At 68.3% G+C, this 24269-nt stretch carries 18 protein-coding genes; 8 read left to right on the top strand and 10 right to left on the bottom strand.

The genetic code is table 11. The features are described from left to right. The first annotated feature begins 53 nt into the window (after positions 1–53). From SLW55_RS00090 to SLW55_RS00080, 3 genes are all read left to right on the top strand, one after another. Complete coding sequence (locus SLW55_RS00090; protein WP_148827547.1) at positions 54–989, top strand: DMT family transporter; 936 nt, start codon at positions 54–56, stop codon at positions 987–989. After that, positions 986–1369, top strand: coding sequence for an MGMT family protein (locus SLW55_RS00085; RefSeq protein WP_026143991.1), 384 nt, complete (start codon positions 986–988; stop codon positions 1367–1369). Before SLW55_RS00090 ends, SLW55_RS00085 begins: the two co-directional genes overlap by 4 nt. 570 nt (positions 1370–1939) lie before the next feature. Beyond that, entirely contained in the window at positions 1940–2596 is a 657-nt protein-coding gene (locus SLW55_RS00080; RefSeq protein ID WP_267099141.1) for a rhomboid family intramembrane serine protease, read from the top strand. Positions 2597–2734: 138 nt separating this feature from the next. Here SLW55_RS00080 and SLW55_RS00075 read toward each other — a convergent pair whose 3' ends face one another. Both SLW55_RS00075 and SLW55_RS00070 read right to left on the bottom strand, forming a co-directional pair. Further along, the gene (locus SLW55_RS00075) at positions 2735–4747 is read right to left on the bottom strand and encodes a M13 family metallopeptidase (RefSeq protein WP_320744267.1); all 2013 of its coding nucleotides are present in this window, start codon (positions 4745–4747) and stop codon (positions 2735–2737) included. A 237-nt stretch (positions 4748–4984) separates the two neighbouring features. Further along, positions 4985–7084, bottom strand: coding sequence for a M13-type metalloendopeptidase (locus SLW55_RS00070; RefSeq protein WP_267099201.1), 2100 nt, complete (start codon positions 7082–7084; stop codon positions 4985–4987). 201 nt (positions 7085–7285) lie between these two features. Between SLW55_RS00070 and SLW55_RS00065 the strand changes: the two genes are divergently transcribed. Continuing rightward, the gene (locus tag SLW55_RS00065) at positions 7286–8878 is read left to right on the top strand and encodes an NAD(P)/FAD-dependent oxidoreductase (protein ID WP_320744266.1); all 1593 of its coding nucleotides are present in this window, start codon (positions 7286–7288) and stop codon (positions 8876–8878) included. A gap of 128 nt (positions 8879–9006) precedes the next feature. On the opposite strand, the gene SLW55_RS00060 is transcribed toward SLW55_RS00065, so the two are convergent. Continuing rightward, positions 9007–11010: a S9 family peptidase gene (locus tag SLW55_RS00060; RefSeq protein WP_320744265.1), complete on the bottom strand. Its 2004-nt coding sequence runs from the start codon at positions 11008–11010 to the stop codon at positions 9007–9009. A 79-nt stretch (positions 11011–11089) separates the two neighbouring features. Continuing rightward, positions 11090–13897 (bottom strand): TonB-dependent receptor, encoded by a 2808-nt coding sequence (locus tag SLW55_RS00055; protein WP_267099145.1) that lies wholly within the window; start codon positions 13895–13897, stop codon positions 11090–11092. Between the two features lie 456 nt (positions 13898–14353). Here SLW55_RS00055 and SLW55_RS00050 point away from each other — a divergent pair, with 456 nt between their 5' ends. Next, entirely contained in the window at positions 14354–15919 is a 1566-nt protein-coding gene (locus SLW55_RS00050; RefSeq protein ID WP_295965594.1) for a tetratricopeptide repeat-containing sulfotransferase family protein, read from the top strand. Between the two features lie 174 nt (positions 15920–16093). On the opposite strand, the gene SLW55_RS00045 is transcribed toward SLW55_RS00050, so the two are convergent. Then, positions 16094–16483 carry a cupin domain-containing protein gene (locus SLW55_RS00045; RefSeq protein WP_267099147.1) on the bottom strand — a complete coding sequence of 130 codons (390 nt, stop codon included), beginning with the start codon at positions 16481–16483 and terminating at the stop codon, positions 16094–16096. A 285-nt stretch (positions 16484–16768) separates the two neighbouring features. Further along, positions 16769–19525, bottom strand: a complete 2757-nt coding sequence (locus tag SLW55_RS00040; RefSeq protein ID WP_267102926.1) for a TonB-dependent receptor — start codon at positions 19523–19525, stop codon at positions 16769–16771. A gap of 749 nt (positions 19526–20274) precedes the next feature. Between SLW55_RS00040 and apbC the strand changes: the two genes are divergently transcribed. The 3 genes from apbC (at position 20275) to SLW55_RS00025 (ending at position 22397) form a co-directional block, all read left to right on the top strand. After that, positions 20275–21126 (top strand): iron-sulfur cluster carrier protein ApbC, encoded by an 852-nt coding sequence (gene apbC, locus SLW55_RS00035; RefSeq protein ID WP_295913183.1) that lies wholly within the window; start codon positions 20275–20277, stop codon positions 21124–21126. A gap of 130 nt (positions 21127–21256) precedes the next feature. Beyond that, positions 21257–21829: a dCTP deaminase gene (gene dcd / locus SLW55_RS00030; protein ID WP_010340509.1), complete on the top strand. Its 573-nt coding sequence runs from the start codon at positions 21257–21259 to the stop codon at positions 21827–21829. Positions 21830–21869: 40 nt separating this feature from the next. Then, entirely contained in the window at positions 21870–22397 is a 528-nt protein-coding gene (locus SLW55_RS00025) for an RDD family protein (protein WP_152236095.1), read from the top strand. A 79-nt stretch (positions 22398–22476) separates the two neighbouring features. Here SLW55_RS00025 and SLW55_RS00020 read toward each other — a convergent pair whose 3' ends face one another. From SLW55_RS00020 to SLW55_RS00005, 4 genes are all read right to left on the bottom strand, one after another. Further along, entirely contained in the window at positions 22477–22644 is a 168-nt protein-coding gene (locus SLW55_RS00020; RefSeq protein ID WP_003467495.1) for a DUF5668 domain-containing protein, read from the bottom strand. Positions 22645–22672: 28 nt separating this feature from the next. Continuing rightward, positions 22673–23080 carry an HIT family protein gene (locus SLW55_RS00015; RefSeq protein WP_152236094.1) on the bottom strand — a complete coding sequence of 136 codons (408 nt, stop codon included), beginning with the start codon at positions 23078–23080 and terminating at the stop codon, positions 22673–22675. 8 nt (positions 23081–23088) lie between these two features. Continuing rightward, positions 23089–23751: a dienelactone hydrolase family protein gene (locus tag SLW55_RS00010; protein ID WP_320744264.1), complete on the bottom strand. Its 663-nt coding sequence runs from the start codon at positions 23749–23751 to the stop codon at positions 23089–23091. 167 nt (positions 23752–23918) lie between these two features. Further along, positions 23919–24269, bottom strand: a 351-nt coding sequence (locus tag SLW55_RS00005; RefSeq protein ID WP_320744263.1) for an integrase core domain-containing protein, incomplete at its 5' end; no start/stop codon positions are given.

Below are 24269 nucleotides of genomic sequence, written 5' to 3'. Positions count from 1 at the left end.
CCGTAGAATGGCGGCATGCACGTGTCCTCTTCTCCCTGCCGCGGCGCCGCGCGATGAGCGCGTCCGGTACGTCCGCCGCCGTCGCCCCCACCGCCACCCAGGCCAGCCTCGGTGGCGTGCTGCTCGCTGCCGGCGGCGCGATCGCATTTTCCGGCAAGGCCATCATCGTCAAGCTCGGCTATCGCTATGGCGTCGATGCGGTGACCCTGCTGGCCTTGCGCATGCTGGTGGCGCTGCCGTGCTTCGCGGCGATGGCGCTGTGGGCGGCGCGCCGCGCGCCGCCGCTGCAGGCGGGCGACCGTTGGCGAATCGTCGCGCTGGGCGTGCTCGGCTACTACCTGGCCAGCTTCCTGGATTTCCTCGGCCTGGCCTACATCACCGCGACCCTGGAGCGGCTGATCCTCTATCTCACCCCGACCCTGGTGCTGCTGATCGGCGTCCTGCTGTGGCGGCGGCGTCCGCAGCGGCGCCAGCTGTGGGCGCTTGCGTTGAGTTACCTGGGCGTGTTGCTGGCGTTCGGCCACGACCTGCAGATCGGCGGCGCGCGCACCGCCTGGGGCAGCCTGCTGGTATTCGGCAGCGCGCTGGCCTATGCGGCCTATCTGGTCGGCAGCGGCCAACTGGTGGCGCGGGTCGGTGCGGTGCGATTGACCGCCTACGCCAGCCTGGTCGCCTGCGCGCTGTGCATCGCCCAGTTCCTGCTGCTGCGGCCGCTGCACGCGCTGGTCCTGCCGACACCGGTCTACGCGCTGTCGCTGCTCAACGGCACGCTGTGCACGGCGGTGCCCGTGCTGGCGACGATGCTGGCGGTGCAGCGCATCGGCTCGGCGCTCGCGTCGCAGATCGGCATGCTCGGCCCGGTCTCCACCATCGTGCTCAGCGTGCTGGTGTTGGGCGAGGCAATGGGGCCGTGGCAGATCGCCGGCACCGTGCTGGTACTGGGCGGGGTGCTGCTGGTGTCGCGGCCGGTGCGGGCACGGTCGGCATGAGTCCACGGCGGCCGCCCGCAGCGAGCGCGTCGGCGCCGGCCGCAACAGCGGCGGCCGAGGCGCATGCGCGGATCCTGGCGACGATCCGGGCGATCCCGTCGGGCCAGGTGCGCGGCTATGGCGAGGTGGCGATGCTGGCCGGGTTGCCGGGACGCGCGCGGCTGGTGGCGCGTCTGCTCGGCGGCAATGCCGATGCCGCGCTGCCCTGGCACCGGGTGCTGCGCAGCGACGGCCGCATCGCCTTTCCCGAAGGCTCGCGCGGCTATCGCGAGCAATGTCAGCGCCTGCGCGCCGAAGGCGTGGCGGTGCAGGGCGGACGGGTGAAGCGTGCGCCGGCGCCGGCGCGCGATCTCGATGCCGAGGTCTGGGGGCCGCGCTAGCGAGGTGCGCCAGAACTGCGGGGCTCGTGTCTCGAAGCGCAGAAGACGCCGGCTGTGAAGGGCTTAGCCCCTCTCCCCCCGGGAGAGGGGTTGGGGTGAGGGTAGGGGCGCGAAGCGCATGCGGTGTTTCCGCTGCACGAGGCTGCGCCCCGTACCCTCATCCGCCCCTACGGGGCACCTTCTCCCGGAGGGAGAAGGAGGTACAAGCCCCTCTCCCTCCGGGAGAGGGGTTGGGGTGAGGGTAGGGCGCGAAGCGCGAGCGGTGTTTCGACTGCACGAGGCTGCGCCCTTACCCTCATCCGCCCCTGCGGGGCACCTTCTCCCGGAGGGGGAAGGGACGTACAAGCCCCTCTCCCTCCGGGAGAGGGGTTGGGGTGAGGGTACGGACGCGAAGCGCATGCTGCATGTTGACTGCGCGAGGCTTCGCCCGCGCCCTCGTCTGTCTCTTCGGCGCACCGCGCTCGCAATACCTCTTGGAAGAGCGTCGTTGGTCATGGCATGCCGCTGCATTGGTTGGGGTGCATGCTCTAGCGAGCGGCTATGATGGAGACAGTTGCCACGGACCCGACCATGTTTCCCAGACTTCCGCCCGTCACCCAAGCGCTGCTGATCGGCAACGTCGTGGTATTCCTGCTGCAGATGCTGCTCGGCATGGACACCTTCGATCCCTTCATGCTGTGGCCGATCGGCGCGTTCGATGCGTTCTCGCCCGGGCAGAACTTCCAGCTTTGGCAGTTGCTGACCTATGGCTTCCTGCACGGCAGCTTCTCTCACCTGCTGTTCAACATGCTGGCGCTGTACATGTTCGGCGGGCCGCTGGAGCAGACCTGGGGGAACAAGCGCTTCCTGACCTACTACCTGGTCTGCGTGGCCGGCGCCGGCCTGTGCCAGTTGCTGGTCGGTTGGTGGATGCTGAGCAATGGCAGCCAGCCGCTGCCGGTCATGGGGGCCTCGGGTGGCGTTTTTGGCCTGCTGCTGGCGTTCGGCATGCTGTTCCCGAACCAGCGGGTGGTGCTGCTGTTCCCGCCGATCCCGATGAAGGCGCGGACCTTCGTGATCGTGTTCGGCGCGCTGGAGCTGCTGATGGGCTTCACCGGCTGGCAGCCGGGCGTGGCGCATTTCGCGCATCTGGGCGGCATGTTGTTCGGCTGGCTGATGATCCGCTACTGGCGCGGCCAGCCGCCGTTCGGCAAGCGCAAGCCGCCGCGTCCGCGCATCGTGCGCTGAGCGAAAACGCCTGCGGCTGCTGCGCGCCGCAAGCGCGGCGCCGGCGGCACGTTTTCCCGACCCCTGAACGCAAGACGGCGCGGTTGCCCGCGCCGTCTTGCTGTGTGTGCCTGGCCGGCGGCTAGCGCCGACACCGGCTCACGGCCACAGGTGGATCTGTTCGGCTTCGCTGCGCACCATCGGCTGGCCGGGCTTGCAGGTGAAGGTCGCGGCGAAGGCGGGCAGGTTGGCCAGCGCGCCGTTGGTGCGCCAGCGGCCGGGCGCGTGCACGTCGGCGGTGACCCGCTGCACGGCTTCGTTCGGCGACAGCTGCTGCGCCCACAGGCCGGCCCAGGCCTTGTAGAACGCCTGCTTGCTTGCCTCGTTGGCGGTCGGTTGCGCGGCGCTGTAGGCCTGCCAGGCCAGTTCGACGCTGCCGATGTCGGTCAGGTCCTCGTCCTGGGTCAGCGGGCCGTTGACCTTGGCGCCCTTCACGCCCGGGAAGTCGTAGGCGCCGTACTGCGCGGCGGTACGGGCGGCCAGCGCGTTCCAGGCGCTCTTGTCCTCCGGCGTCCACCAGTTGCGCAACTGGCCCTGCGCGTCGACCTGGCTGCCCTTGCTGTCGATGGCACCGATCAGCTCGTGCGCGACCATCGCGCCGTAGGCGCCGTACAGCGTCGCGGCGTCGCCACCGGCCGCGTACACCGGCGGCTGCAGCACCGCGGCGGTAACGATCAGGCGGTTCTGGGCGATGTCGTAGGTCAGCGCCGGCTGCTGCGGCAGCACGTCCCAGCGGCGGTCGGCGTTGCCCTTGCCGATGCGCTTCATCTCCTCGCGGTGACGCCAGGTGGAGGCGATCAGCATGTTGCCGCCGAAGCTGCCGCGGCCCATCGGCTGCAGGGTGTAGTCGAGGTCGCGGCGCGGCGCGCCGACCTCGATCTTCAGTGCGACCAGCTTGGCCTGCGCCTCGGTGCGCGCCGGCTCGCTCAGCCAGGTGCTGCGCTTGACCGCGGCGATCTGCGCGTCGCGCACCTGATCGGCGATGGTCTCGGCCTGGCGGCGGGTGTCGGCCGACAGGTAGCGGGCCACGTACTCGCGGCCCAGCATCGGGCCGGCGGCGACGTTGATCGCGTCCAGCACCTGCGCCCAGCGCGGCGGCGGCGCGACCTGGCCCTGCAGCACGCGGCCGCGGAACTCGAAGCTGGCGTCGCGGAAGCTCTTGGACAGGTACGGCGCCATCGCATCGCCCACGCGCCAGCGCAGGTAGGCCTTCCACTGCTCGGGCTTGATGCTGACGATCATGCCGTCGAGTTGCTTGAACATGTCCGGGTCGGCCATCGACACCAGGTCGTCGTTGACGCCCTGGGCCTTGAGGAAGGCGTCGAGCTGCAGGTTGCGGTACTGCTTGTTCAACTCCTTGGTCGAGATCGGCGAATAGTTGTTGAACGGGTTGTTGATGCCGGCCAGCGACTTGGCGCTGCGCGCCAGCGCGGTCTCGATCTGCAGCACCGATTGCGCGTCGGCCTCGAGGCGGTCGGCCGGGGTGCCGGTCAGGGTCAGGATCTGCTTGACGTAGGTGCGGTAGCGGCCCATCAGCGCCATGGTGTCGGCGTCGGTGCGGGTGTAGAAGGCCGGGTCGGGCAGGCCCATGCCGCCCTGCATGAAGTAGCCGATGTGGCGGTCCAGCGCCTTCAGGTCGACGTCGGCGCCGAAGTTGAACGCAACCGGGATGCCGATCTGGTGCAGCGCGGCGATCGAGGCCGGCACGTCCTTGGCTTTCTTGATCGCATCGATGCGGCCGAGCAGCGGCGCGATCGGGTTGGAGCCGTCCTTCTCGACGGCGGCCTCGTCCAGGCCGCTGGCCCAGAAGTCGCCCAGCGCCTTCTGCACCGCGTTCTGCGGCGACTGCATGGACGCATCGAGCAGGTCGCGCTGCTGTTGCTGCGCGCGCTCGGCGAGCTGGCCCAGCGCGGTGACCGCGCCAGTCTGCGGCACCGGGTTCTGCTTCAGCCAGTCGGCGTTGGCATCGTCGTAGAAGTCGCTGCAGGCCGCGCTGATCGGCGGGGCCTTGGGCGCGGCGGCGCGCTTCTTCTTGGGCGCGGCATCGGCGGCGGAGGCGAGGGCGATCAGGCCGAGGGCGACGGCGAGGGCAAGCGGACGGGCATTGGGCATCGGGAACGCATCCGGTCAGGATTAAAGTCGGCGGAGTTTAACAAGCCGCGGTGTGCAACTGTGGCGATGACGTGCGCCGGCGTCCCCACCGGATTCAGCGAGGGGCTTGGACAACCACGGACGCCGCTGGCCGCACAGGGCGGTCGGCATCGCCACGGCTGTCGCATGCCGGCAGCCGCGCAAAGAAAAAGCCCGGACATGCCGGGCCTTTTCGCGGGACGGCGGTGACGCTGCCGCTTACCAGATCACCACGCGCTTGTCGCCGCTGCGCACCATCGGCGCGCCCGGCTTGCACTGGAACGCGGTGGCGAAGGCCTCCAGGTTCGACGGCGCGCCGATCGCGCGGAACTGCGCCGGGGCGTGCGGATCGGTGGTCAGGCGCACCATCGCGTTCTGCGGGGTGTACTTGGTGCGCCACACGGTGGCCCAGTTGATGAAGAAGTTCTGGTCGCGGCTCATGCCGCCGACCTTCGGGTCGTCCTTGCCCTCGGTGGCCTTCTTCATGGCGTCGTAGGCGGTGGTGATGCCGCCCAGGTCGGCGATGTTCTCGCCCAGGGTCAGCTTGCCGTTGACGTGCTTGCCGTCGACCTCGTAGCCGTCGAACTGCTGCACCAGCTTGCCGGTGAGCGCGGAGAACTTCTTGGCGTCGGCCGGGGTCCACCAATTCTCGAAGTTGCCGGTCGGCCCGAAGCGCGCGCCTTGGTCGTCGTAACCGTGGGTCATCTCGTGGCCGATCACCGCGCCGATGCCGCCGTAGTTGAACGCGTCGTCGGCCTTGGGGTCGAAGAACGGCGGCTGCAGGATCGCCGCCGGGAACACGATCTCGTTCTGCAGCGGGTTGTAGTAGGCGTTGACCGTCTGCGGGGTCATGCCCCACTCGGTCTTGTCCACCGGCTTGCCGATCTTGCTGAGGTTGTACTTGTAGTTGAACGAGGTGGCGGCGCGCACGTTGTCCAGATAGCTGTCGCGCTGGGTGCTCAGGCTGGCGTAGTCGCGCCACTTGTCCGGGTAGCCGATCTTCGGGGTGAAGGTCTTCCACTTGTCCAGGGCCTTGGCCTTGGTCTCGTCGCTCATCCAGGTCAGCTTCTCCAGGCGCGCCTTCAGCGCCTGACTCAGGTTCTCGACCAGTTGCTGCATCTTGGCCTTGTCGTCGGCCGAGAAGGCGACCTTGACGTACATCTGGCCCATCGCCTCGCCGGCGCCTTCGTTGATGCTGCCGAGCACGCGCTTCCAGCGCGGCTTCATCTCGGCCTGGCCGTTGAGTTCCTTGCCGTAGAAGGCGAAGTTTTCCTGCGCGAAGGCGTCGCTCAGGTACGGCGAGGCGCTGTCCACGGTGTGGAAGCGCAGGTAGGCGCGCCACACCGACGGGTCGGTGTCGCCCAGCGCCTTGCTCACTTCCTGATGGAAGGCAGGGATCGCCAGCGAGAACTTCTCCGGCACGGCCACGCCCTGCGACTCGAAGAACTTGGTCCAGGGGAAGTTCGGGGTCAGCTTGTCGGCGTCGGCCGGGGTGACCGGGTTGTAGGACAGCTCGGCGTCGCGCGAGAGCTGCTCGCTGGACTTGGACACCTTGGCCAGGCGCGTTTCCAGCGCCACCACGTCCTGCGCCTGCTTGGCCGCGTCGGCCGCCGGCACGCCGGCCAGCTCCAGCACCTTGGCCACGTGCGCCTGGTAGGCCTTGAGCTTGTCCTGCTTGTCGGCGTCGAAGTAGTAGCTGCGGTCGGGCAGGCCGAGGCCGCCCTGCATGGCGTAGGCCATGTTCATCGCCGAATTCTTGAAGTCCGCCTCGGCGCCGAAGCCGAACAGGCCGTTCTCGCCCTTGGCCGCGCTCTGGCGCAGGTACTCGGCCACCGCCGGGCCGTCCTTGAGGCCGTCGATCGCGGCCAGGTCGGCCTTCAGCGGCGCGATGCCCTGGGCGTTGATCTTGGCTTCGTCCATGCCCGAGGACCAGAAGTCGCCGACGATCTTCTCCACGCCCTGCGGGTTGGCCGCGGCGGCGGCCTGTTCGGCCAGCTGGTGCTGCGCCGCGACCGAGCGCTCGTCCAGGATCGAGAACGCGCCCCAGCTGCTGCGGTCCTTGGGGATCTCGTTGGCGGCCAGCCACTTGCCGTTGACGTAGCCGTTGAAGTCGTCGCAGGCGTTCTTGCTGGCGTCCAGGTCGTCGACGTTGAAGGCGTTGTAGGCCGGCAACTTGCTGGTGTCGAGCTTGAGGTCGGTCGACGCCGCGGCCGGGGCGGCGGCCGGCGCGGACTTGGCGGCATCGGCGGCGGGCGCGGCGCTCTCGGGCTTGTTGCAGCCGGTCAGCGCGGCGCTCACGGCCAGGGTCAACAGCAGCATCTTGGGATTGCGAAGGGTCACAGGCAGGCTCCAGGCCGACGTGGATAAAGGAATGGCCCGCACGGGCCGTGGCGAGACTCTACGCCGCCACTGCAGGTTTCAGGGGTGTCGAAGGTCATGGGTGGCCCTGGCCATTGGGCCGCAGGACGGCGTCGCCGCCCGCCGTCGGCAGGTCCGCCGGCGCTGGCTTACCATGCGGCCATGACCCGCGAACCGCCATGCGATGCCCTGATCGTCGGCGCCGGCCACAACGGCCTGGTCTGCGCCGCCTACCTGGCGCGGGCCGGCTGGAAGGTGACGGTGCTCGAACGGCGCGGCGTGGTCGGCGGCGCCGCGGTGACCGAGGAGTTCCACCCCGGGTTCCGCAACTCGGTGGCGTCCTACACGGTGTCGCTGCTGCAGCCCAAGGTGATCGCCGACCTGGATCTGGCCGGGCACGGCCTGCGCATCGTGCCGCGCCGGCGCAACAACTTCCTGCCGTTGCCGGATGGACGTTATCTGCTGACCGGCGCCGGCCACACCCAGGCCGAACTGGCCAAGTTCTCCGCGCGCGACGCCGCGCGCCTGCCGGCCTACGAGGCGCGGCTGGAGGGCATCGCCGACGTGCTGCGCGCGCTGGCGTTGCAGCCGCCCCCCAACGTCACCGATGGCGGCTGGCTGCAGGCACTGCCCGAGCTGCTGCGCGCCGGCCGCCTCGGGCGCCGCCTGCATGCGCTGGATGCGGAGTTGCGCCAGGACCTGCTGGACCTGTTCACCATCTCCGCCGCCGAGTATCTGCAGCGCTGGTTCGAGAGCGACGCGGCGCAGGCGTTGTTCGGCTTCGACGGCATCGTCGGCAACTACGCCAGCCCGTACACGCCGGGATCGGCCTACGTGCTGCTGCACCACGTGTTCGGCGAGAGCAATGGGGTCAAGGGCGCCTGGGGCCATGCGCTGGGCGGCATGGGCGCGATCACCCAGGCCATGGCCCGCGCGGCCACTGCGGCCGGCGCGCGCATCCGCACAGATGCGGGCGTGCGCGAGATCCTGGTCGAGGGCGGACGCGCGGTCGGCGTGGTCACCGAGCAGGGCGAGCGCCTGCGGGCGCGGCACGTGGTCGCCAACGTCAATCCCAAGCTGCTGTACGAACGCCTGCTCGATCCGGCGCACGTGCCGGCCGCCACCCGCGAGCGCATGGTGCACTGGCGCTGCGGTTCCGGCACGTTCCGCATGAACGTGGCGCTGTCGCGGCTGCCCAGTTTCAGCGCGCTGCCGGGGCCGGGCGATCATCTCACCGCCGGCATCGTACTGGCGCCTAGCCTGGACTACATGGACCGCGCCTACCACGACGCGCGCCGGCACGGCTGGTCGCGCGAACCGATCGTCGAACTGCTGATTCCCAGCACCCTGGACGATGGCCTGGCGCCGCCCGGCCAGCACGTGGTCAGCCTGTTCTGCCAGCACGTCGCGCCGCAGTTGCCGGACGGGCGCAACTGGGACGCGCACCGCGACGAGGTCGCCGACCTGATGATCGCCACCGTCGAGCGCTACGCGCCGGGCTTCGCCGCCGCGGTGCTGGGCCGGCAGGTGCTGAGCCCGCTGGACCTGGAGCGCACCTTCGGGCTGATCGGCGGCGACATCTTCCACGGCGCGCTGAGCCTCAACCAGTTGTTCAGCGCACGGCCGATGCTCGGCCAGGCGGCGTACCGCGGTGCGATTCCCGGCCTGTTCCTGTGCGGCTCCGGCACCCACCCCGGCGGCGGCGTGACCGGCGCGCCCGGCCACAATGCAGCGATGGCGTTGTTGCGCGGTTGAGCGGCGGCGGACGGTAGCGGCAAGAAAAAAAGAACCCTGGCATGGCGACCAGGGCGAGGGAAAGGCGCGGCGCGTGCAGCGCGCCGCGCGTGCCACGGCGGCGCGCCGTGGCGTTGTCTGCGCCAGCGTCAGGGCGCGCCGGCCTGCACGGATGCGCTCGGTCGTGCCGCGGAACCGCCCAGGTGCGCGTCGAAGAACCCCAGCATCCGGGTGTAGAGGTTGAGGTTGTTGTCTTCTTTGTAGAAGCCGTGGCCTTCGCCGGACTGCACGATCACGCCTTCGGGTGGGTTGCCGGCCGCCTGCAGCGCCTTGGCCAGCGCCTCGGTGTGCTCCGGCGGGCAGCGGTCGTCGCGTGCACCGGCGGCGAGGTAGATCGGCAGCGTCAGCGCCTGCACGTGGTTGATCGGCGACATCCGCTCCTGCTCGGCACTGGTGCTGCCGAAGGCGCGCAGCAGATAGCGCCTGCCGCTCTCGCTCTTGCTGGTGTCGCTGAGCCGCAACTGGATCTTGGCGTCGTACATGCCGACGTAGCCGAACGCGCAGCGGAACAGCCCCGGCGCGCGCACCGGCGCCATCATCGCTGCGTAGCCGCCGAAGCTGCCGCCGTAGATGCAGATCCGCGCCGGATCGGCCAGACCCTGCTGGATGGCGTACTGGGTGCCGTCGACGATGTCGTTGATGATGCCGCCGTCCCACTGCCCGTAGGCGCGGTCCATGAACGCCTTGCCGAAGCCGCCGGAGCCGCGGTAGTTGAGTTGCAGCGTGGCGTAGCCGCGGCTGGCGAACAGTTGCGCCTCCGAATGGAAGCCCCAGTTGTCGCGCGGCCCCATCGGTCCGCCGTGCACGTTGACGATCAGCGGCAGGTTCTTCGCCTGCGCTCCGGCCGGCACGGTGAGGTAGCCATGGATGCGCAGACCGTCGCGGGCGGTGAACTGGATCGGCGTGATCGTGGCCATCTTCGCCGCATCGATCCAGGGCCGGCTCTTCATCAGGAAGCGCGCCTTGCCGGTGGCGCGCTCGTACAGGTACAGCTCGCCGGGATTCTGGTCGCTGCGCACGCTGACCACGATGGTGTCGCCATTGCGGGTGGCGCTGGCGAAGTCGACGTACTGGCCGGGAAAGGCCGCGGCCAGGCTGGCGTACAACGCTGCGTCCGGATGCGCCTCGTCGATCAGCTTGACCTGCGGCGCGCCGGCCTCGGTGACCACCGCCAGCGCGGTGTCCGAGCCGTCGGTGGCGGTGATGGTGCGCGCCACCTCGCTGGTGGGGTCCTGGAACAGGGTGACGAAGCCGCCGCTGCGCGGATCCAGATACCCGAACGCGCCGGGCGCCTTGCCGTCGTCGCGGGTGGCATAGACGCGGCCGTTGGCGGTGGACCAGGCGATGTCCAGGCGCGCGCCATCGGCCTTGCTGGCGTTGATGAGCTCCCACTTGCCGTCCTTCAGCGCGTACACCTCGCTGTGGCTGTCGTAGCCGGTGTCCTCGTCCTTGTCGCTCTGGCAGGTGGCGAAGGCGGGCTGCTTGGTCGCGTCCAGGGCGATGGAACAGTTCGTCTTCGGCGCGCGGCCCAGCGATTTGCGCCGCCCGCTGAGGGTGTCGATCATCACCACTTCGGTGCCGGCACCTTCCGAGGAGCGCGGGTAGCGCACCTGCATGACCACGTTCTGCTCGTCGTCGCGCAGCGTGTCGAGCAGGGAGAACGATTCGCGGCCCACGCTCTTGCCGCGCTGGGTGACGCCCTGGGTGCCGTATTCGATCAGGGTGCGCGGCTGGCCGCCGTCGGCGTCGACCGCGAACCACTCGCCGGTGCCCATCGGCCGCTCGAACGAACCGACCTTCTTGACCGCGGTGAACAGCAGCCGCTTGCGGCCGGTCCAGTAGAACGCGCCGACGCTCTTGCCGTCCGGCAGCACGTTGACCTTGATCGGCTTGAGGTCGCGCGTGCCGAGCACGGTCAGCACGTCCTGCTCGCCGCGGTCCACGGTCAGCGCCAGGTATTCGCCGTCCGGCGAAATCTTCACCGCGCTGTAGGTGGGACGTTTGACGAAATCCGCAATGGGCGGGGGAGCGGCCGCGGCGATGCCGACGTGCAGGCACAGCCCCAGCGCGCAGAAAGCAACGAGTCGTTTCACGAGAATCCTTTTTGCGTGATTGAACACAGCGAGAGCCCGATGCCGGGCTCTCGCTGACCTCCGGTGCGCGTGGTGCGGCTCAGCGGAAGCGGTACTGGAACTCCGCCGCCACTTCGCGGCCGTACGGGCTGTAGGCGCGCCAGAAGTACGGATACGTGTTGTAGCCGCTGTCCTTCGGATGCGTCTTGTCGAACACGTTGTTGACGTAGAAGTTGACCGTCAGCTTGTCGGTCAGCTTCTTGCCCACGTTGGCGTTCCAGATGAAGTACGGCGCGATGCGGCCGGTCTCCTGCCAGTTCGGCAGGCTGCCGTAGCGGATCATGAACACCGCCGCCTGCCAGTCGTTCCTCTGCCAGGTCGCGGTGGTACGGATGCGGCTGCGGAAGTCGAAGTTGCCCAGGTCGTCGCGGTAATCGAGGATCGGATCGCCCTTGAACTCGGCCGACTTCTGCTCGAGGGTGTGCGAGTAGCCCACCTGGAAGCGGAAGTCGCCAAGCCGGTCGGTGTCCAGGCGGTAGTCCAGCGACGCATCGATGCCCTTGGTGCCGAGGAAGGCGCGGTTGATCGGACCGCGGCGAATCTCGGTGATCTGGCCGTCGTTCGGCGTGCCCGGCGCGTTGAGGCGGGTGACCCGCGACAGCATGTCGTTGCAGAACGCCGAGCCCGGCGCACCCAGGGTGAACGGGTTGCGGTTGCGGGTCAGCCCGGTCACGCAGCCGGCTTCGCCGTCGAGGATGTAGGTGGAGGTGATGTCGGCCACCACGTTCTTCAGGCGGATGTCGTAGTAGTCGGCGGTGACCGACAGGCCGTCGAGCACGTCCCACACGAAGCCGGCGGTCCACGACGTGCCGGTTTCCTCGGAGAGGTTGGTGGTGCCCTGGCGCACGCCGTACGCGGTGTAGTTCACCGTGGTGTCCGAGGTCGGGCACTGCGCCGCGGCGCGGCCGCTTTCCAGGCAGCGACGGGTGTCGAAGATGCTGGAGAACGAACCGCTGCGATCGGCGAACACGTAGTGCAGGTCCGGCGCGCGGAAGCTGGTGGAGTAGGAGCCGCGGAACAGCAGATTGTCCAGCGGACGCCATTCCAGGCCGGCGTTCCAGGTCTTGGCGTCGTCCACCGCGGTGACGTCGTCGTACTTGTCCAGGCGTCCGGCCAGGTGCGCCTTCAGCGAGCTGAGGATCGGAATCGACAGCTCCACGCCCAGCGCGTAGCGGTCGCGCTTGCCGCCGCCGCCGGTGCCGGTGAGATTGTACGGACGGTCGGTGCCGGTGTAGTCGGGCAGGATGCGCGGGTCGGCATTGAGCTTGTATTCCTGCTGCGAGGCTTCGACCACGCCGGCAAAGCCCAGCGCGCCGGCCGGCAGCTCGAACAGGTCGCCGGAGAGCACGAAGCTGCCCTGGTTGACATGCGAGTTGGCGTCGGTCTTGACCGTGGTGCTCAACGCCGCGAACTGGTCCGGGGTCAGTGCGCTGTAGTAGCGCTGCTGGTTCAGGCGATACACCGGATAGGTGACGCCGCCGACCACGCGGGTGCCCAGTTGCTGGCCGAGGAAGTAGTCGTTGACCGCCGAGGCCATCAGGCGCGGACGATCGACCTTCACCTTGTACTCGGCGCGCGACAGGGTCAGGTCCCAGTCGAAGCGGTCGCCCAGCTTGCCGCGCAGGCCGGCGGCGAAGTCGTAGGACTTCTCCTTGTTGCGCGCCATCAGGTGCTCGACGCCGCCGGCTTCCTGCGGGGCGAACACGCGCTGCGCGTCGACCAGCGCGTTGAAGCCGGGATCGAACCACAGCGCGCCATTGGTGCGGCCGGACCAGAACTGGGTGCCCGAGGTGTACTTGGACTCGGACGACCAGGCCTGCAGGCTGGCCCAGCCCTGCATGCCGCCTTCGAAATCGAAGGTGCCGTAGGCGTAGCCGGACAGGTCGTTGTTCTCGTTGCGGATGGTCTGGTAGGCCGGATCCTTGAAGGTGCCGCAGGCCTGGCCGAGGTTGGTGATGGCGCCGGCGGCGCTGGCGCTGCGGTAGTTCCAGCGCACCCACTCGTCGCCCAACTGTTCGCAGGCGCCGGCCGGCGGCGCGAAGTAGGAGTTGGTGGTCGAGCCGGTGCGGCGGCGCACGCGCATGGTGCCGGTCGGCTGGATGCCGACGAAGGCCGGCGGGAACGGGTTGTCCAGCGACGAATCCATGAAGTCGCGCTGGTAGCCGTACAGCGGCTCGCCGGCGGTGTACTCGAAGGCGTAGGTCAGGCTCCAGCGGTCGCCGGTCTTGCCGCCGATCCACTGGAAGTCGCCGGTGTCGCCGCCGCCGCGGGTCAGGGTGCTGCCGCGCAGCTTGACCAGGTCGCCCTCGTAGTTGGTCTTGAGAATGACGTTGACCACGCCGGCGACCGCGTCGGAGCCGTAGATGGCCGAGGCGCCGCCGGCGAGGATCTCGATGCGGTCGACCGCCGCGGCCGGGATGTTGCCGAAGTTGGCGAAGTTGCTCTGGCCGTTGTACGGCAGCGGATAGTCCGCGGCGCGGCGGCCGTTGATCAGCAGCAGGGTACGGCCGGGGCCGAGACCGCGCAGGTTGATCACGCTGGCGTTGGGGGTGAAGCCGCCCTGGAACAGCTCGTTCTGGGTGGAGCCGGAGGCCTGGGTGAGCGTGCTCAGCGCGTCGAAGACGGTGTTGAAGCCTTCGCGCTCGATCTGCGTGGCGGAGATGATGGTGACGGGCGAGGGGCCCTCGACCTCGGTGCGCTGGATGCGCGAACCGGTCACCGTCACCTTCTCGAGGGTGCGCGCCTTGGCGCCGGTGGCCTCGGTCAGTTGTTCCGTCTCCGATTCCTCGCTCGCGGGCTGGCTTTGCGCCAGCGCCGATGCGGCGGGCAGGGCCAGAATGGCGGACACAGCAACGACTAGAAGACTCCGCTTGGGAGTCGGTGCTTTGACTGACATTGACAAATTTCCCCTAGATGCTTGTGCAGTACCCGGGTCCCTTCCTGGACAGGTACGTGTAGAGAGTGTGAGGTCCGTTTCACGTTTCTTGACCGTAGCATGAACAAATCGGAAAAGTAACGAAAAATTTGCGTTACATGACATGTTTTTGAAGTGGACGTGCTGTAAAGGCGGTCGCCGCGGCAGGCGCACCTGGACGCCACGTGATGCAAGCCCTTGTCGCCGCGGCGTTTGCGCCAGCGCGAGCCCGTTTCGCTCCGCGCTCGCCCTGCGGCCGGGGTGTGCGGCGGCGGCTGGCGGCAGACACCGCGCATGCGCGCGAATGCTGCGCTGCGGTCATAATCGGAGACCGCCGCGCCCGCCTGCGTGCCGCCGCGGCCAGCCTTCCAGGGGAGATCGGGCGCATCCATGAGCGAACAGGTTCAGCTCTACAACCAGGCCATCGCCGCGCTCAATCGCAGCGACTGGCCGCACGCGCTGCGGATCGCGCAGCATCTGCTGCAGGCCTTGCCGCAGCATCCGGGCGTGCATTTCGTCGCCGGCGTGGCGGCGCTGGAGTTGCAGCAGATGCAGGTCGCCGCGGTGCATCTGCACCAGGCCGCGACCCTCAATCCCGAACGCGCCGACTACGCGGCGCAACTGGCGCGGGTGTTGGCGATGGGCCGGTTCCTTCAGGATGCGCACCGTTTCGCCGATCATGCGATGGCGCTGCAGCCCACCGATGCACATACCCTGGACACGCTGGGCGTGGTCTACAGCCAGGTCAACGAACACGCCGCGTCGTTGCAGGCGTTCACGCGTGCGGTGCAGGCGGCGCCGCAGCAGGCCAGCTTCCGCTACAACCTCGGAACTTCGCTGCTGTTCTTCGGACGGCTGCAGGAGGCCGAGGCCGAATACCGCGCCTGCCTGGCGCTGGAGCCGCGCTACTGGAAGGTGTACCTGTCGCTGTCGCAACTGCGCAAGTGGACGCCGGAGGAGAACAACCTGGCGCTGCTCGACGCCGCGCTGGCGTCGGCCGTCGACGATCCGGACGCGGTGCTGCACCTGAACCTGGCGCTGGCCAAGGAGCACGAAGACCTCGGCGACTACCGCGCGGCGTTCCGCGGTTATGTGCAGGGCAAGTCGGTGCACAAGCGGGCGCGCGGCTACACCTCCGAGCGCGATGCGCGCCTGTTCGAGGCCCTGCATCGGAGCTTCCGCGCCGATGATGCGCCGGTGGCGGGCTTCGAGAGCGAGGAGCCGATCTTCGTGATCGGCATGCCGCGCAGCGGCACCACCCTGGTGGACCGGATCCTGTCCAGTCATTCGCAGGTGCACTCGGCGGGCGAACTGCAGAACTTCTCGGTGGTGCTCAAGCGCCTGACCGGCACGCCGTCGCCGGAGATCCTCGACGAAACCACGCTGAGCCAGGTGCAGGGGCTGGACTGGCGCGCGCTCGGCCGCGGCTATGTCGAATCCACGCGCCCCGGCACCGCGCTGAAGCCGCGCTTCGTGGACAAGCTGCCGCACAACTTCCTCTACGCCGGCCACATCGCGCGGGCCTTGCCGAAGGCCAAGATCGTGTGCCTGCGGCGCGATCCGATGGACACCTGCCTGAGCAACTTCCGCCAACTGTTCGCGCTGTCATCGCCGTACTACGACTATTCCTTCGACCTGATGGACGTCGGCCGCTACTTCCTGATGTTCGACCGGCTGATGGCGCACTGGAACGCGGTGCTTCCGCAGCGCATCCTGCAGGTCGATTACGAGGACCTGGTGAATGCGCAGGAGCCGACCACGCGCCGCCTGCTGGAGTTCTGCGGCCTGCCATGGGACGACGCCTGCCTGCATTTCGAGCAGAACCAGGCGCCGGTGGCGACCGCCAGCGTGGTGCAGGTACGCACGTCGATGACGCGTTCCTACATGGGGCGCTGGCAGCGCTACGGCGAGGATCTGCAGGAACTGAAGGCGCTGTTGTCGGCGTTCTATCCGTAACCACTGGGCCGGCCACGCGGCCGGTCTCTACCGCTCCGTGATCGGTCGCTGTGGTATCCGGCGCGCACGCTGGCGCGTGGCGCAGGCGTGGTGCGGAGCGGTGAGCGCTGCGCACTTCTTCCGTGGCGCTCCTGTGTGCCGCGGCATTGCCGCACTGCGCGTGGCTGGCCTCGCCTAGTCCAGATCGGTCTGGATCCAGGTCGGCGAATGATGGATGTCCAGCGTCTGCAGACGGCCAGGACCCAGGTTCTCGAACCGGTGCGGCACGCCGGCGGGACCGAAGACCACGTCTCCGGCCGCCGCCTCGAGCGTGCTGTCGCCGACGAAGAATCGCGCGCGTCCGACCAGGACCACGAAGGTTTCGTCGTACGGATGGACGTGGCGCGGCGGGCCGTCGCCGATCGCATCGGTGCCGTAGGTCAGGACGGTGACCGCACCACCCAGGGCTGCGCCGGCGACGACGCCGTGCCACGGCGGCGGCGTGTCCGCATCGAACAGCCGTGCCTGGGTTGCCGGCCGCCCGTCCGCGGCGAAGGTGGCGGGATCGAAGTCGCGACGCGCCATGTCGGGTATCTCCACTGGATGCATTGCGGCATCGGATACGACGACGAGGAGGGGGCGTCTCGGCGGCGACGGATGCGTTGGGCGCGATTACAGCATGGGCTGACGGCGCCAACGGCCACGGCGGCGGAACGCCGTCGTACGCAAATCATGTGTGCTTGACCAATCTCGCCGACGTGCCGCGCGGGCAGACGCCTGCAATGGATGGAATGACCTAGTAGGCCGCGCATGCGAGGCAAAAAAAAGCCCACCCTTGCGGGTGGGCTCTGTGAGGACATGCGTGTCGGCTTACTTGCCGAACGAGTAACGCATTTCCAGGTAGTACGCACGGCCGTAAACATCGAAGTTGTATTCGTTGTACGCCCACTGCGCGCTGCCCGGATAGGACTTGTCCAGCGGCGGCATCTTGTTGAACACGTTGGTCATCATCAGCGACAGCTCCATGCCCTCGAACGCCTTGTAGGTCACGCTGGCGTTGTGGGTGATGTGCGACGGCAGCTTGCCGGCGCGCGGGGAGGCATAGCCGGCCGGTGCGACGGTCGCCGCGTAGTTCGGGGTCTTGTCGAACCAGCTCGCGTACCACGTGGTCGAGAACTTGCCGATGTCCCAGGTCAGCGACGCGTCGGCCTTGCGCTTCGGGTCGGTGCTCCAGTACGGATCGTTCAGCAGGTCCACCGGCGTGTCGCCCGTATAGCGCACGTACTTGTGGCGCAGGTTCTCGCTGTAGCTGGCGATGGTGCTCAGGTCGCCCCAACGGCCGAAGTCGTAGCCATAGCGGAACGAGGCGGTGACCGCTTCCAGCTTCTGGTTGGAGACGTTGATCTTCGGTGTGTAGATGTTGGTGATCTGGCCGGTGGCATTGCGTGTGACTTGGGCGAACGTGGCCTGGCACAGCGCCGAGGCGGCATCGTCGATGCCGGCGCGGCAGCGGTAGTCCTGGAGGCTCAGGCCATCGGCGCTCTGCTGGGTGACTTCATCGCTGATGTCCCAGTTGAGGTAGTCGACGGTCAGCGCCATGCGATCCACCGGCGACCACACGAAGCCCGCGCTCCACACGTCGGCGTTGATCGGCTTCAGGTCCAGGCTGCCGGACTGCGTACCGCGGAACTGACGGCTCGAGTAGGCCTGCGGACAGTTGTCGGTATTGCCCGGCAGATAGCCGCGCTGCGCGCACTGGTAGTAATCGACAACGCTGCTGTAGTAGCCGCTCTGGCCCTGGTACAGGTCGGACAGGGTCGGCGCGCGGAACGCGGTGCCGTACTTGCCGCGCAGCAGCAGGGTCTCGAAAGGACGGTACTCCAGCGAGATGCTGTAGGTCGGCTTGTCGATGGTGCGGCCGCTGGCCTTGAACGCATCGTAGCGGCCGGCCAGGGTGATGGTCAGCGGGTCGAACACCGGCATGCGCAGTTCCGAGGTCAGCGCGTAGCGGTCGCGCTGGCCGCCGCCGGCCACCGAGGTCAGACCCCAGACTTCGCCGTTGAGGATGACCGGATCCGGCGCGTAGTCCCACTTCTGCTTGCCGTACTCGCCGACCACGGCCAGGCCCGCGTCGCCGCCGGGCAGGCTGAACAGCTTGCCGTTGGTGGCCTGCACGCGAATCATGCCGTCGGAGGTCTTGCTCTTGTTGGTGGCCTGGCCGGTGAAGCTGGCGAAGTCCGCCTGGCTGATCGGCGAGTAGAACGCCGCGTAGTTCGGCGAGTAGACCGGATACCCGAAAGTGGGATCAACGCCAAGTTGCGGTCCCAGCACTCTGTCGATGAAGAACTGGTCGATCGCGTTCTTGTAGCGGACCAGCTGGCGCTCTTCCAGCTTGTACTGGGTGTAGGTGACGCCGGCATCGTAGTCCCAGCTCGATTGGCCGAGCTGGCCCTGGGCGCCGAAGGTCACGCGCACCGAGTCGCTCTTGTTGCGGCTCATCGTGTCCTTGATGCCGTTGATGCCCATTTCTTCCGGCGCGAACGAGCGCTGCAGGTTCAGCAGGTCGTCCACCTGCGGATCGTAGTAGTAGCCGAAGTCGGCGGCGGTGCCCCACCAGATGTAGTTGGAACCGGCGTTGAACTTGACCTCGTCGTGGCTGTAGAGCACGTCGCCGTACAGCTGCACGTTGTCGTTCAGGTCATGGGTGCCGTGCAGGTAGGCCTGCAGCGACTTGGTGCCGCTGTCCAGGGTGCGGTAGCCCGGGGTGTACTTGGAGCCGCAGTAATACTCGTCGCCGAAGCCACGGCGCTGCTGCTTGGCGATGGTGCCGCCGAACAAGCCGGACACGTTGCTGCAGTTGTTCGGGTCGAGGAACTTGTAGCTGGTGAACGGGCTGTAGACCAGGAAGTCGCGGCTCGGCAGCTGGGCGTTGTAGCCCTGCGTGTTGAACTGCTTGGTCTGGCTGCGCTGGTAGGCCCAGATCGGATCCTTTTCTTCGTACTGCAAGCCGCCCAGGATGCTGGTGCGGCCGTCGGCCGAGGTCCAGCCGTCGGCGAAGGTGGTGCGGAAGTTGCTGCCGCCGCCTTCGGAGTAGCCGCCGCCGCGGATGCTGAACACCGCGCCGTCCATCTTCTTCTTGAGGATGACGTTGATCACGCCGGCGATCGCGTCGGAACCGTACAGCGACGACTGGCCGCCCGGCAGGATCTCGATGCGGTCGACCAGGTCGATCGGAATGCCGCTGATGTTGTTGAAGGTGTCGCTGCCGTTGTACAGCGCCGGGTAGTTCGACATCGGGCGGCCGTCGATCAGGTACTTCACGTAGCCCGGCGGCAGGCCGAACAGGCTCACCGTCTTCGCGCCCTGGGTGAAGGTGCCCGAGCTCTGCCCGCCCTGCACGCCGCCGGTGGCGAACGAGCTCTTCTGCAGCACGTCGGCCACGGTGCTGAAGCCGCGCGCCTTGATCTCTTCGGCATTGATCGTGGTGACCGGAGTGGCGGTCTCGATCTCCGTCTGCGGGATCAGCGACCCGGTGACGGTGATCTTGTCCAGATTGGTCGCCTTGTCGGTCTTGTCGTCGGTCGTGGCGTCCTGCGCGAAGGCAGCGAACGCGGCCGGGACAAGCATGGCGGAGGCCAGCGCGGCACTCAGGTGGCTGTGCTTGAAACTACGAGTATGACGAGCAGTCATCTTTCTCTATCCCCGAAAATCAATCGATAAGGCGAGGGGCCTCGTGCCGCGACGTGTGCCTTGAAAGTGGGATCGCATCCTGCGGTCAACCCAAACGTAACACGGACTTAACGCGGTTTGTACATGGCTGTCACTTTTTTCGTCTACACGCGAAACGTGCTGCGATCCGGTCGGAAACGTCGGCAAACGCCAGCTCCTGGTGGCTGTGTAGACAAATTTCGCGCTGCTTTGCACCATTGCGGGGCGTTGCTTGTATAGATTGCTGAACGCGATGGTGCGGGTGCGGCCCTGGCGTCGGAAGGCCTGCGCCGACTGGGCTGGCCGGGCATCGCCGGCAGCGCGGCCCGGGCGCTGGCGCACCATTTCGGTGAGCGCCGCTCTCCATCATGGGGCGTGCGTGCGCGCTCGGTCGCGCCAGTGGCATGGCGCGCCCCGGTCCCGGTGTCCGCGCGGGCGGGCGTCTGCGGCGGCGATGGGCGAGGGCGGAAAGCGGGTTGCCGCCGGCACCGGCCGTCATTTGCGCAAAGTCGCCAGCCCCGGCGTCGCCCGCGGCGCGGGACCCCGCACCGGCACACTTGTATAGTCATGTGTCTGTGTGGCCCGCAGCGCCGTTCGCGGTCCATGTCTCCTTTTCGTCCGGCGCACGCCTGCATGCGGCGCCGATGCTTCCCTTGTTGAGTTTCCCGATGACCGAACGCCCGCGTCTCCCCGCCCACGCCGTCCAGCCCAAGCTCGCCCCGCATCCGCGCATCCGCAACGTCATCGCCGTCGGCTCCGGCAAGGGCGGGGTCGGCAAGTCCACGACCGCGGTGAACCTGGCGCTGGCCCTGCAGCGCCAGGGGGCGCGCGTCGGCGTGCTGGATGCCGACGTCTACGGGCCCAGCGTGCCGGCCATGCTCGGCCTGAGCGGGCGCCCGGACAGCCCGGACGACAAGAGCATCGAGCCGATGCGCGCCTTCGGCATCGAGGCGATGTCGATCGGACTGCTGGTGGACCAGGACACGCCGATGATCTGGCGCGGGCCGATGGCGACTTCGGCCCTCACCCAGTTGTTCGCCGACACCCTGTGGGACGACCTGGACTACCTGCTGATCGACCTGCCGCCGGGCACCGGCGACATCCAGCTGACCCTGGCGCAGAAGATTCCGGTGGCCGGCGCGGTGATCGTCACCACCCCGCAGGACATCGCCACCCTGGATGCGAAGAAGGCGCTGAAGATGTTCGAGAAGGTCGAGGTGCCGGTGCTGGGCATCGTCGAGAACATGGCGGTGCACACCTGCAGCCAGTGCGGCCATGTCGAGCACCTGTTCGGCGAGGGCGGCGGCCAGCGCATGGCGCAGCAGTACGGTGTGCCGCTGCTGGGATCGCTGCCGCTGGCGATCGCGATCCGCGAGCAGGGCGATTCCGGCACCCCGGTGGTGGCGGCCGCGCCGGACTCGGCCGCGGCGCAGGCCTACCTGGCCACCGCGCAGCGGCTGACCGAGGAACTGCGCAAGCGCCCGCGCGCGGCCATCCCGATCTCCGCGGCGTTGCGCTGAGCGGCGCGCGGCGCCTGCCGCGAACGCCCCGCGACCGGCTAGAATCGCCGGTCATTGCGGCCGGCCCCATCGGTCGGCCGCGCTCCCGGCGCGCAGGCTGCGGCCGCCGCCACCGGCATCAGGAACCCCCATGAGCATCAAGAGCGACCGCTGGATCCGCCGCATGTCCGAACAGCACGGCATGATCGCGCCCTACGAGCCGGGCCAGGTCAAGCAGGTCGACGGCCAGCGCATCGTCAGCTATGGCACCTCCAGCTACGGCTACGACGTGCGCTGCTCGCGCGAGTTCAAGGTGTTCACCAACATCAACTCGACCATCGTCGACCCCAAGCACTTCGACCCCAAGAGCTTCGTCGACATCGAGGCCGACGAGTGCATCATCCCGCCCAACAGCTTCGCGCTGGCGCGTACGGTGGAATTCTTCCGCATCCCGCGCGACACCCTGGTGGTATGCCTGGGCAAGAGCACCTATGCGCGCTGCGGCATCATCGTCAACGTGACCCCGCTGGAGCCGGAGTGGGAAGGCCACGTGACCCTGGAGTTCAGCAATACCACGCCGTTGCCGGCGCGCATCTACGCCAACGAAGGCGTGGCGCAGATGTTGTTCTTCCAGTCCGATGCCGACGACGTCTGCGAGACCAGCTACAAGGATCGCGGCGGCAAGTACCAGGGCCAGACCGGCGTGACCCTGCCCAAGACCTGATCCTCCACCCCCTTCTTTCCGACAGCACAAGGAGCGCGCAATGAACGACCCTAATCCCTACCAGGCCCCCGACGCGGCGTTGCCGCCCGCGCTGCCGGGCATCGCCGACGGTGAGACCCTGGCCGGACGCGGCGAGCGCCTCGGCGCGGCGCTGATCGACGGCGTGATCTCGCTGGCGACGTTCCTGCCGGTGGCGGCGCTGACCGGCTACTTCGGCAAGGTCATGGAGGCCGCGCGCAGCGGCGTGCAGGTGCCGTTCCTGACCACGCTCGGCTACGGCGTGCTGGGCATGGTGATCTTCCTGCTGGTGCAGGGCTACCCGCTGGCCAAGAGTGGCCAGACCTGGGGCAAGAAGCTGCTGTGGATCCGCATCGCCGACCTGGACGGCGGGCAGCCGCCGTTCTGGCGCCTGATCGCGCTGCGCTATCTGCCGACCCAGGCGATCTCGCTGTTGCCGATCGTGGGCGGCATCTACGCCCTGGTGGACGCGCTGTTCATCTTCCGCCAGGACAAGCGCTGCCTGCACGACCTGATCGCCGGCACCCGCGTGGTCAACGTCCGCCGCTGAGTCAGCGGCCGCGACGCAGTAGCGGGGTGGGGATCGCCCAGGCGAATCCCCACTCCCAAATCCCCAATCCCGGCTGCACCTACTTGCCGCGGCCGAACAGCATGCCGACGCCGACCGCGACCAGGATCGCCGGCCACCAGGTGGCGATCAGCCGGCCCAGGCTCAGGTTGGTCCAGCCCAGGTTGTTGGCCAGGAACACCAGGCCGATCACGATCAGCACGATGGCGGCGATCACATTGGATTTCATGGAGGCGCGGCTTCCGCAAAAAGGGCGCCTATCGTAGCCGCTGGCGCCACGCCGCAACACGCGCCTGCAGTTCCTCGGGCGGCAGCCGCTGCGCCGCGCCGCTGCCCCACACCGGGCCGGGCCACGCCGCATCGTCCGGGTGCCGCCCCAGCACGTGCACGTGCAGTTGCCGCACCACGTTGCCCAGCGCGCCGATGTTGAGCTTGTGCACGCCCGGTTCGTGCCGCAGGAGTTGCGAGAGCTGGTTGATCTCGGCCAGCAGCAGACGCTGCTGGCCACCGTCCAGGTCGATCCATTCGCTGGCCTCGGCCACCCGCGGCACCAGCAGCAGCCACGGGAAGCGCGCGTCGTCCATCAGCCGCACCTGCGACAGCGGCCCGTCGGCGACGAACGCGCTGTCGGCCTGCAGCCGCGGGTCGAGGACGAAGTCGGCCACGCCGCGGCTCAGCCCAGGTGCTCGGCGAGGAACGCCAGGCTGCGTTCGCGGGCGAGCTCGGCACTGTCGGCGTCGTAGTGGTTCGGGTCCACGTGGCGGTCGAAGCCGTGGCCGGCCGGGTACACGAAGGTCTGCATCTGCGGCAGCTTTTCGCGGTGCTGCTGGATCGACTCGGCCGGGATGCTGCCGTCCTGCGCGCCGAAGTGGAACAGCACCGGCGCCTTCGGCGTTTCGTCGAGGAACTGGGTGTTGCGGCCGCCGTAGTAGCTCACCGAGGGCAGGCCCAGGCGCAGCGCCGACAGCAGCGCGATGCTGCCGCCCCAGCAGTAGCCCAGGGTGCCGACCTTGCCGGCCGGCGCCAGCGCCTGCGCGGCCGCCTGCACGATGTCCAGCGCGCGGTCGAAGCCGAGCGCACCGACCAGTTCCAGGCCCTTGCGCACGCCGTCCTGGTCGTAGGCCAGCTGCGCATCCTTCTCGACCGGATCGAACAGTGCCGGCGCCAGCACCTCGTAGCCGTGCGCCGCGTAGCGGTCGGCGACCTCGCGGATGTAGTCGGTCACCCCGAAGATCTCCTGGATGACGACCAGGCCGCCGTGCGGCGTGCCCTCGGGCAGGGCATGCCAGGCGGAGACCTGGCCGTGAGCGGTGTCGAGGGTGGTCCAGTGGCCCATGGCGGCATTCCTGTGGCGTGGGGGAAGCGGCGGATTATCCATGGCCCAGGCTAAGCCGGGGTGAGCGGGCGCACACCGGCCGGGCCGCGTCGGCGGCCACGGCCCGGTATACTTTGCGCGCTGTTTTTCTCCCAGCGACGTCCCCCCGCTTTCAGTAGCGGGGCTCTTTAGAGTCCGGGTTTCATCGTAGCGGCTTTGGCCGCTAGCTGTTGGGCATAGGCGGCCGGGGTCAGGCCGCCCAAGATCTTCTTCGGTCGCTCCTCGTTATATTCCCGTCGCCAGGTCTCGATCTCGGTGCGGGCGTGCAGCAGCGTCGGGAACCAGTGCTCGTTGAGGCATTCGTCGCGCAGGCGGCCGTTGAAGCTCTCGATGTAGGCGTTCTGGTTCGGCTTGCCTGGCTGGATCAAGCGCAGCTGCACACCGCGCGCGTGGGCCCACGTCACCATCGTCTTGCCGCAGAACTCCTTGCCTTTCTCGGTGCGGATCACCTGCGGCAGACCCCGTGTCAGCGCCAGCCG

This window comes from Xanthomonas sp. LF06-19, assembly GCF_034105425.1.
In the GTDB taxonomy this organism is placed as follows: domain Bacteria; phylum Pseudomonadota; class Gammaproteobacteria; order Xanthomonadales; family Xanthomonadaceae; genus Xanthomonas_A; species Xanthomonas_A sontii.
Note: the sequence above shows the minus strand (reverse complement) of the source record. Positions and strands in the feature narration are given on the sequence as shown.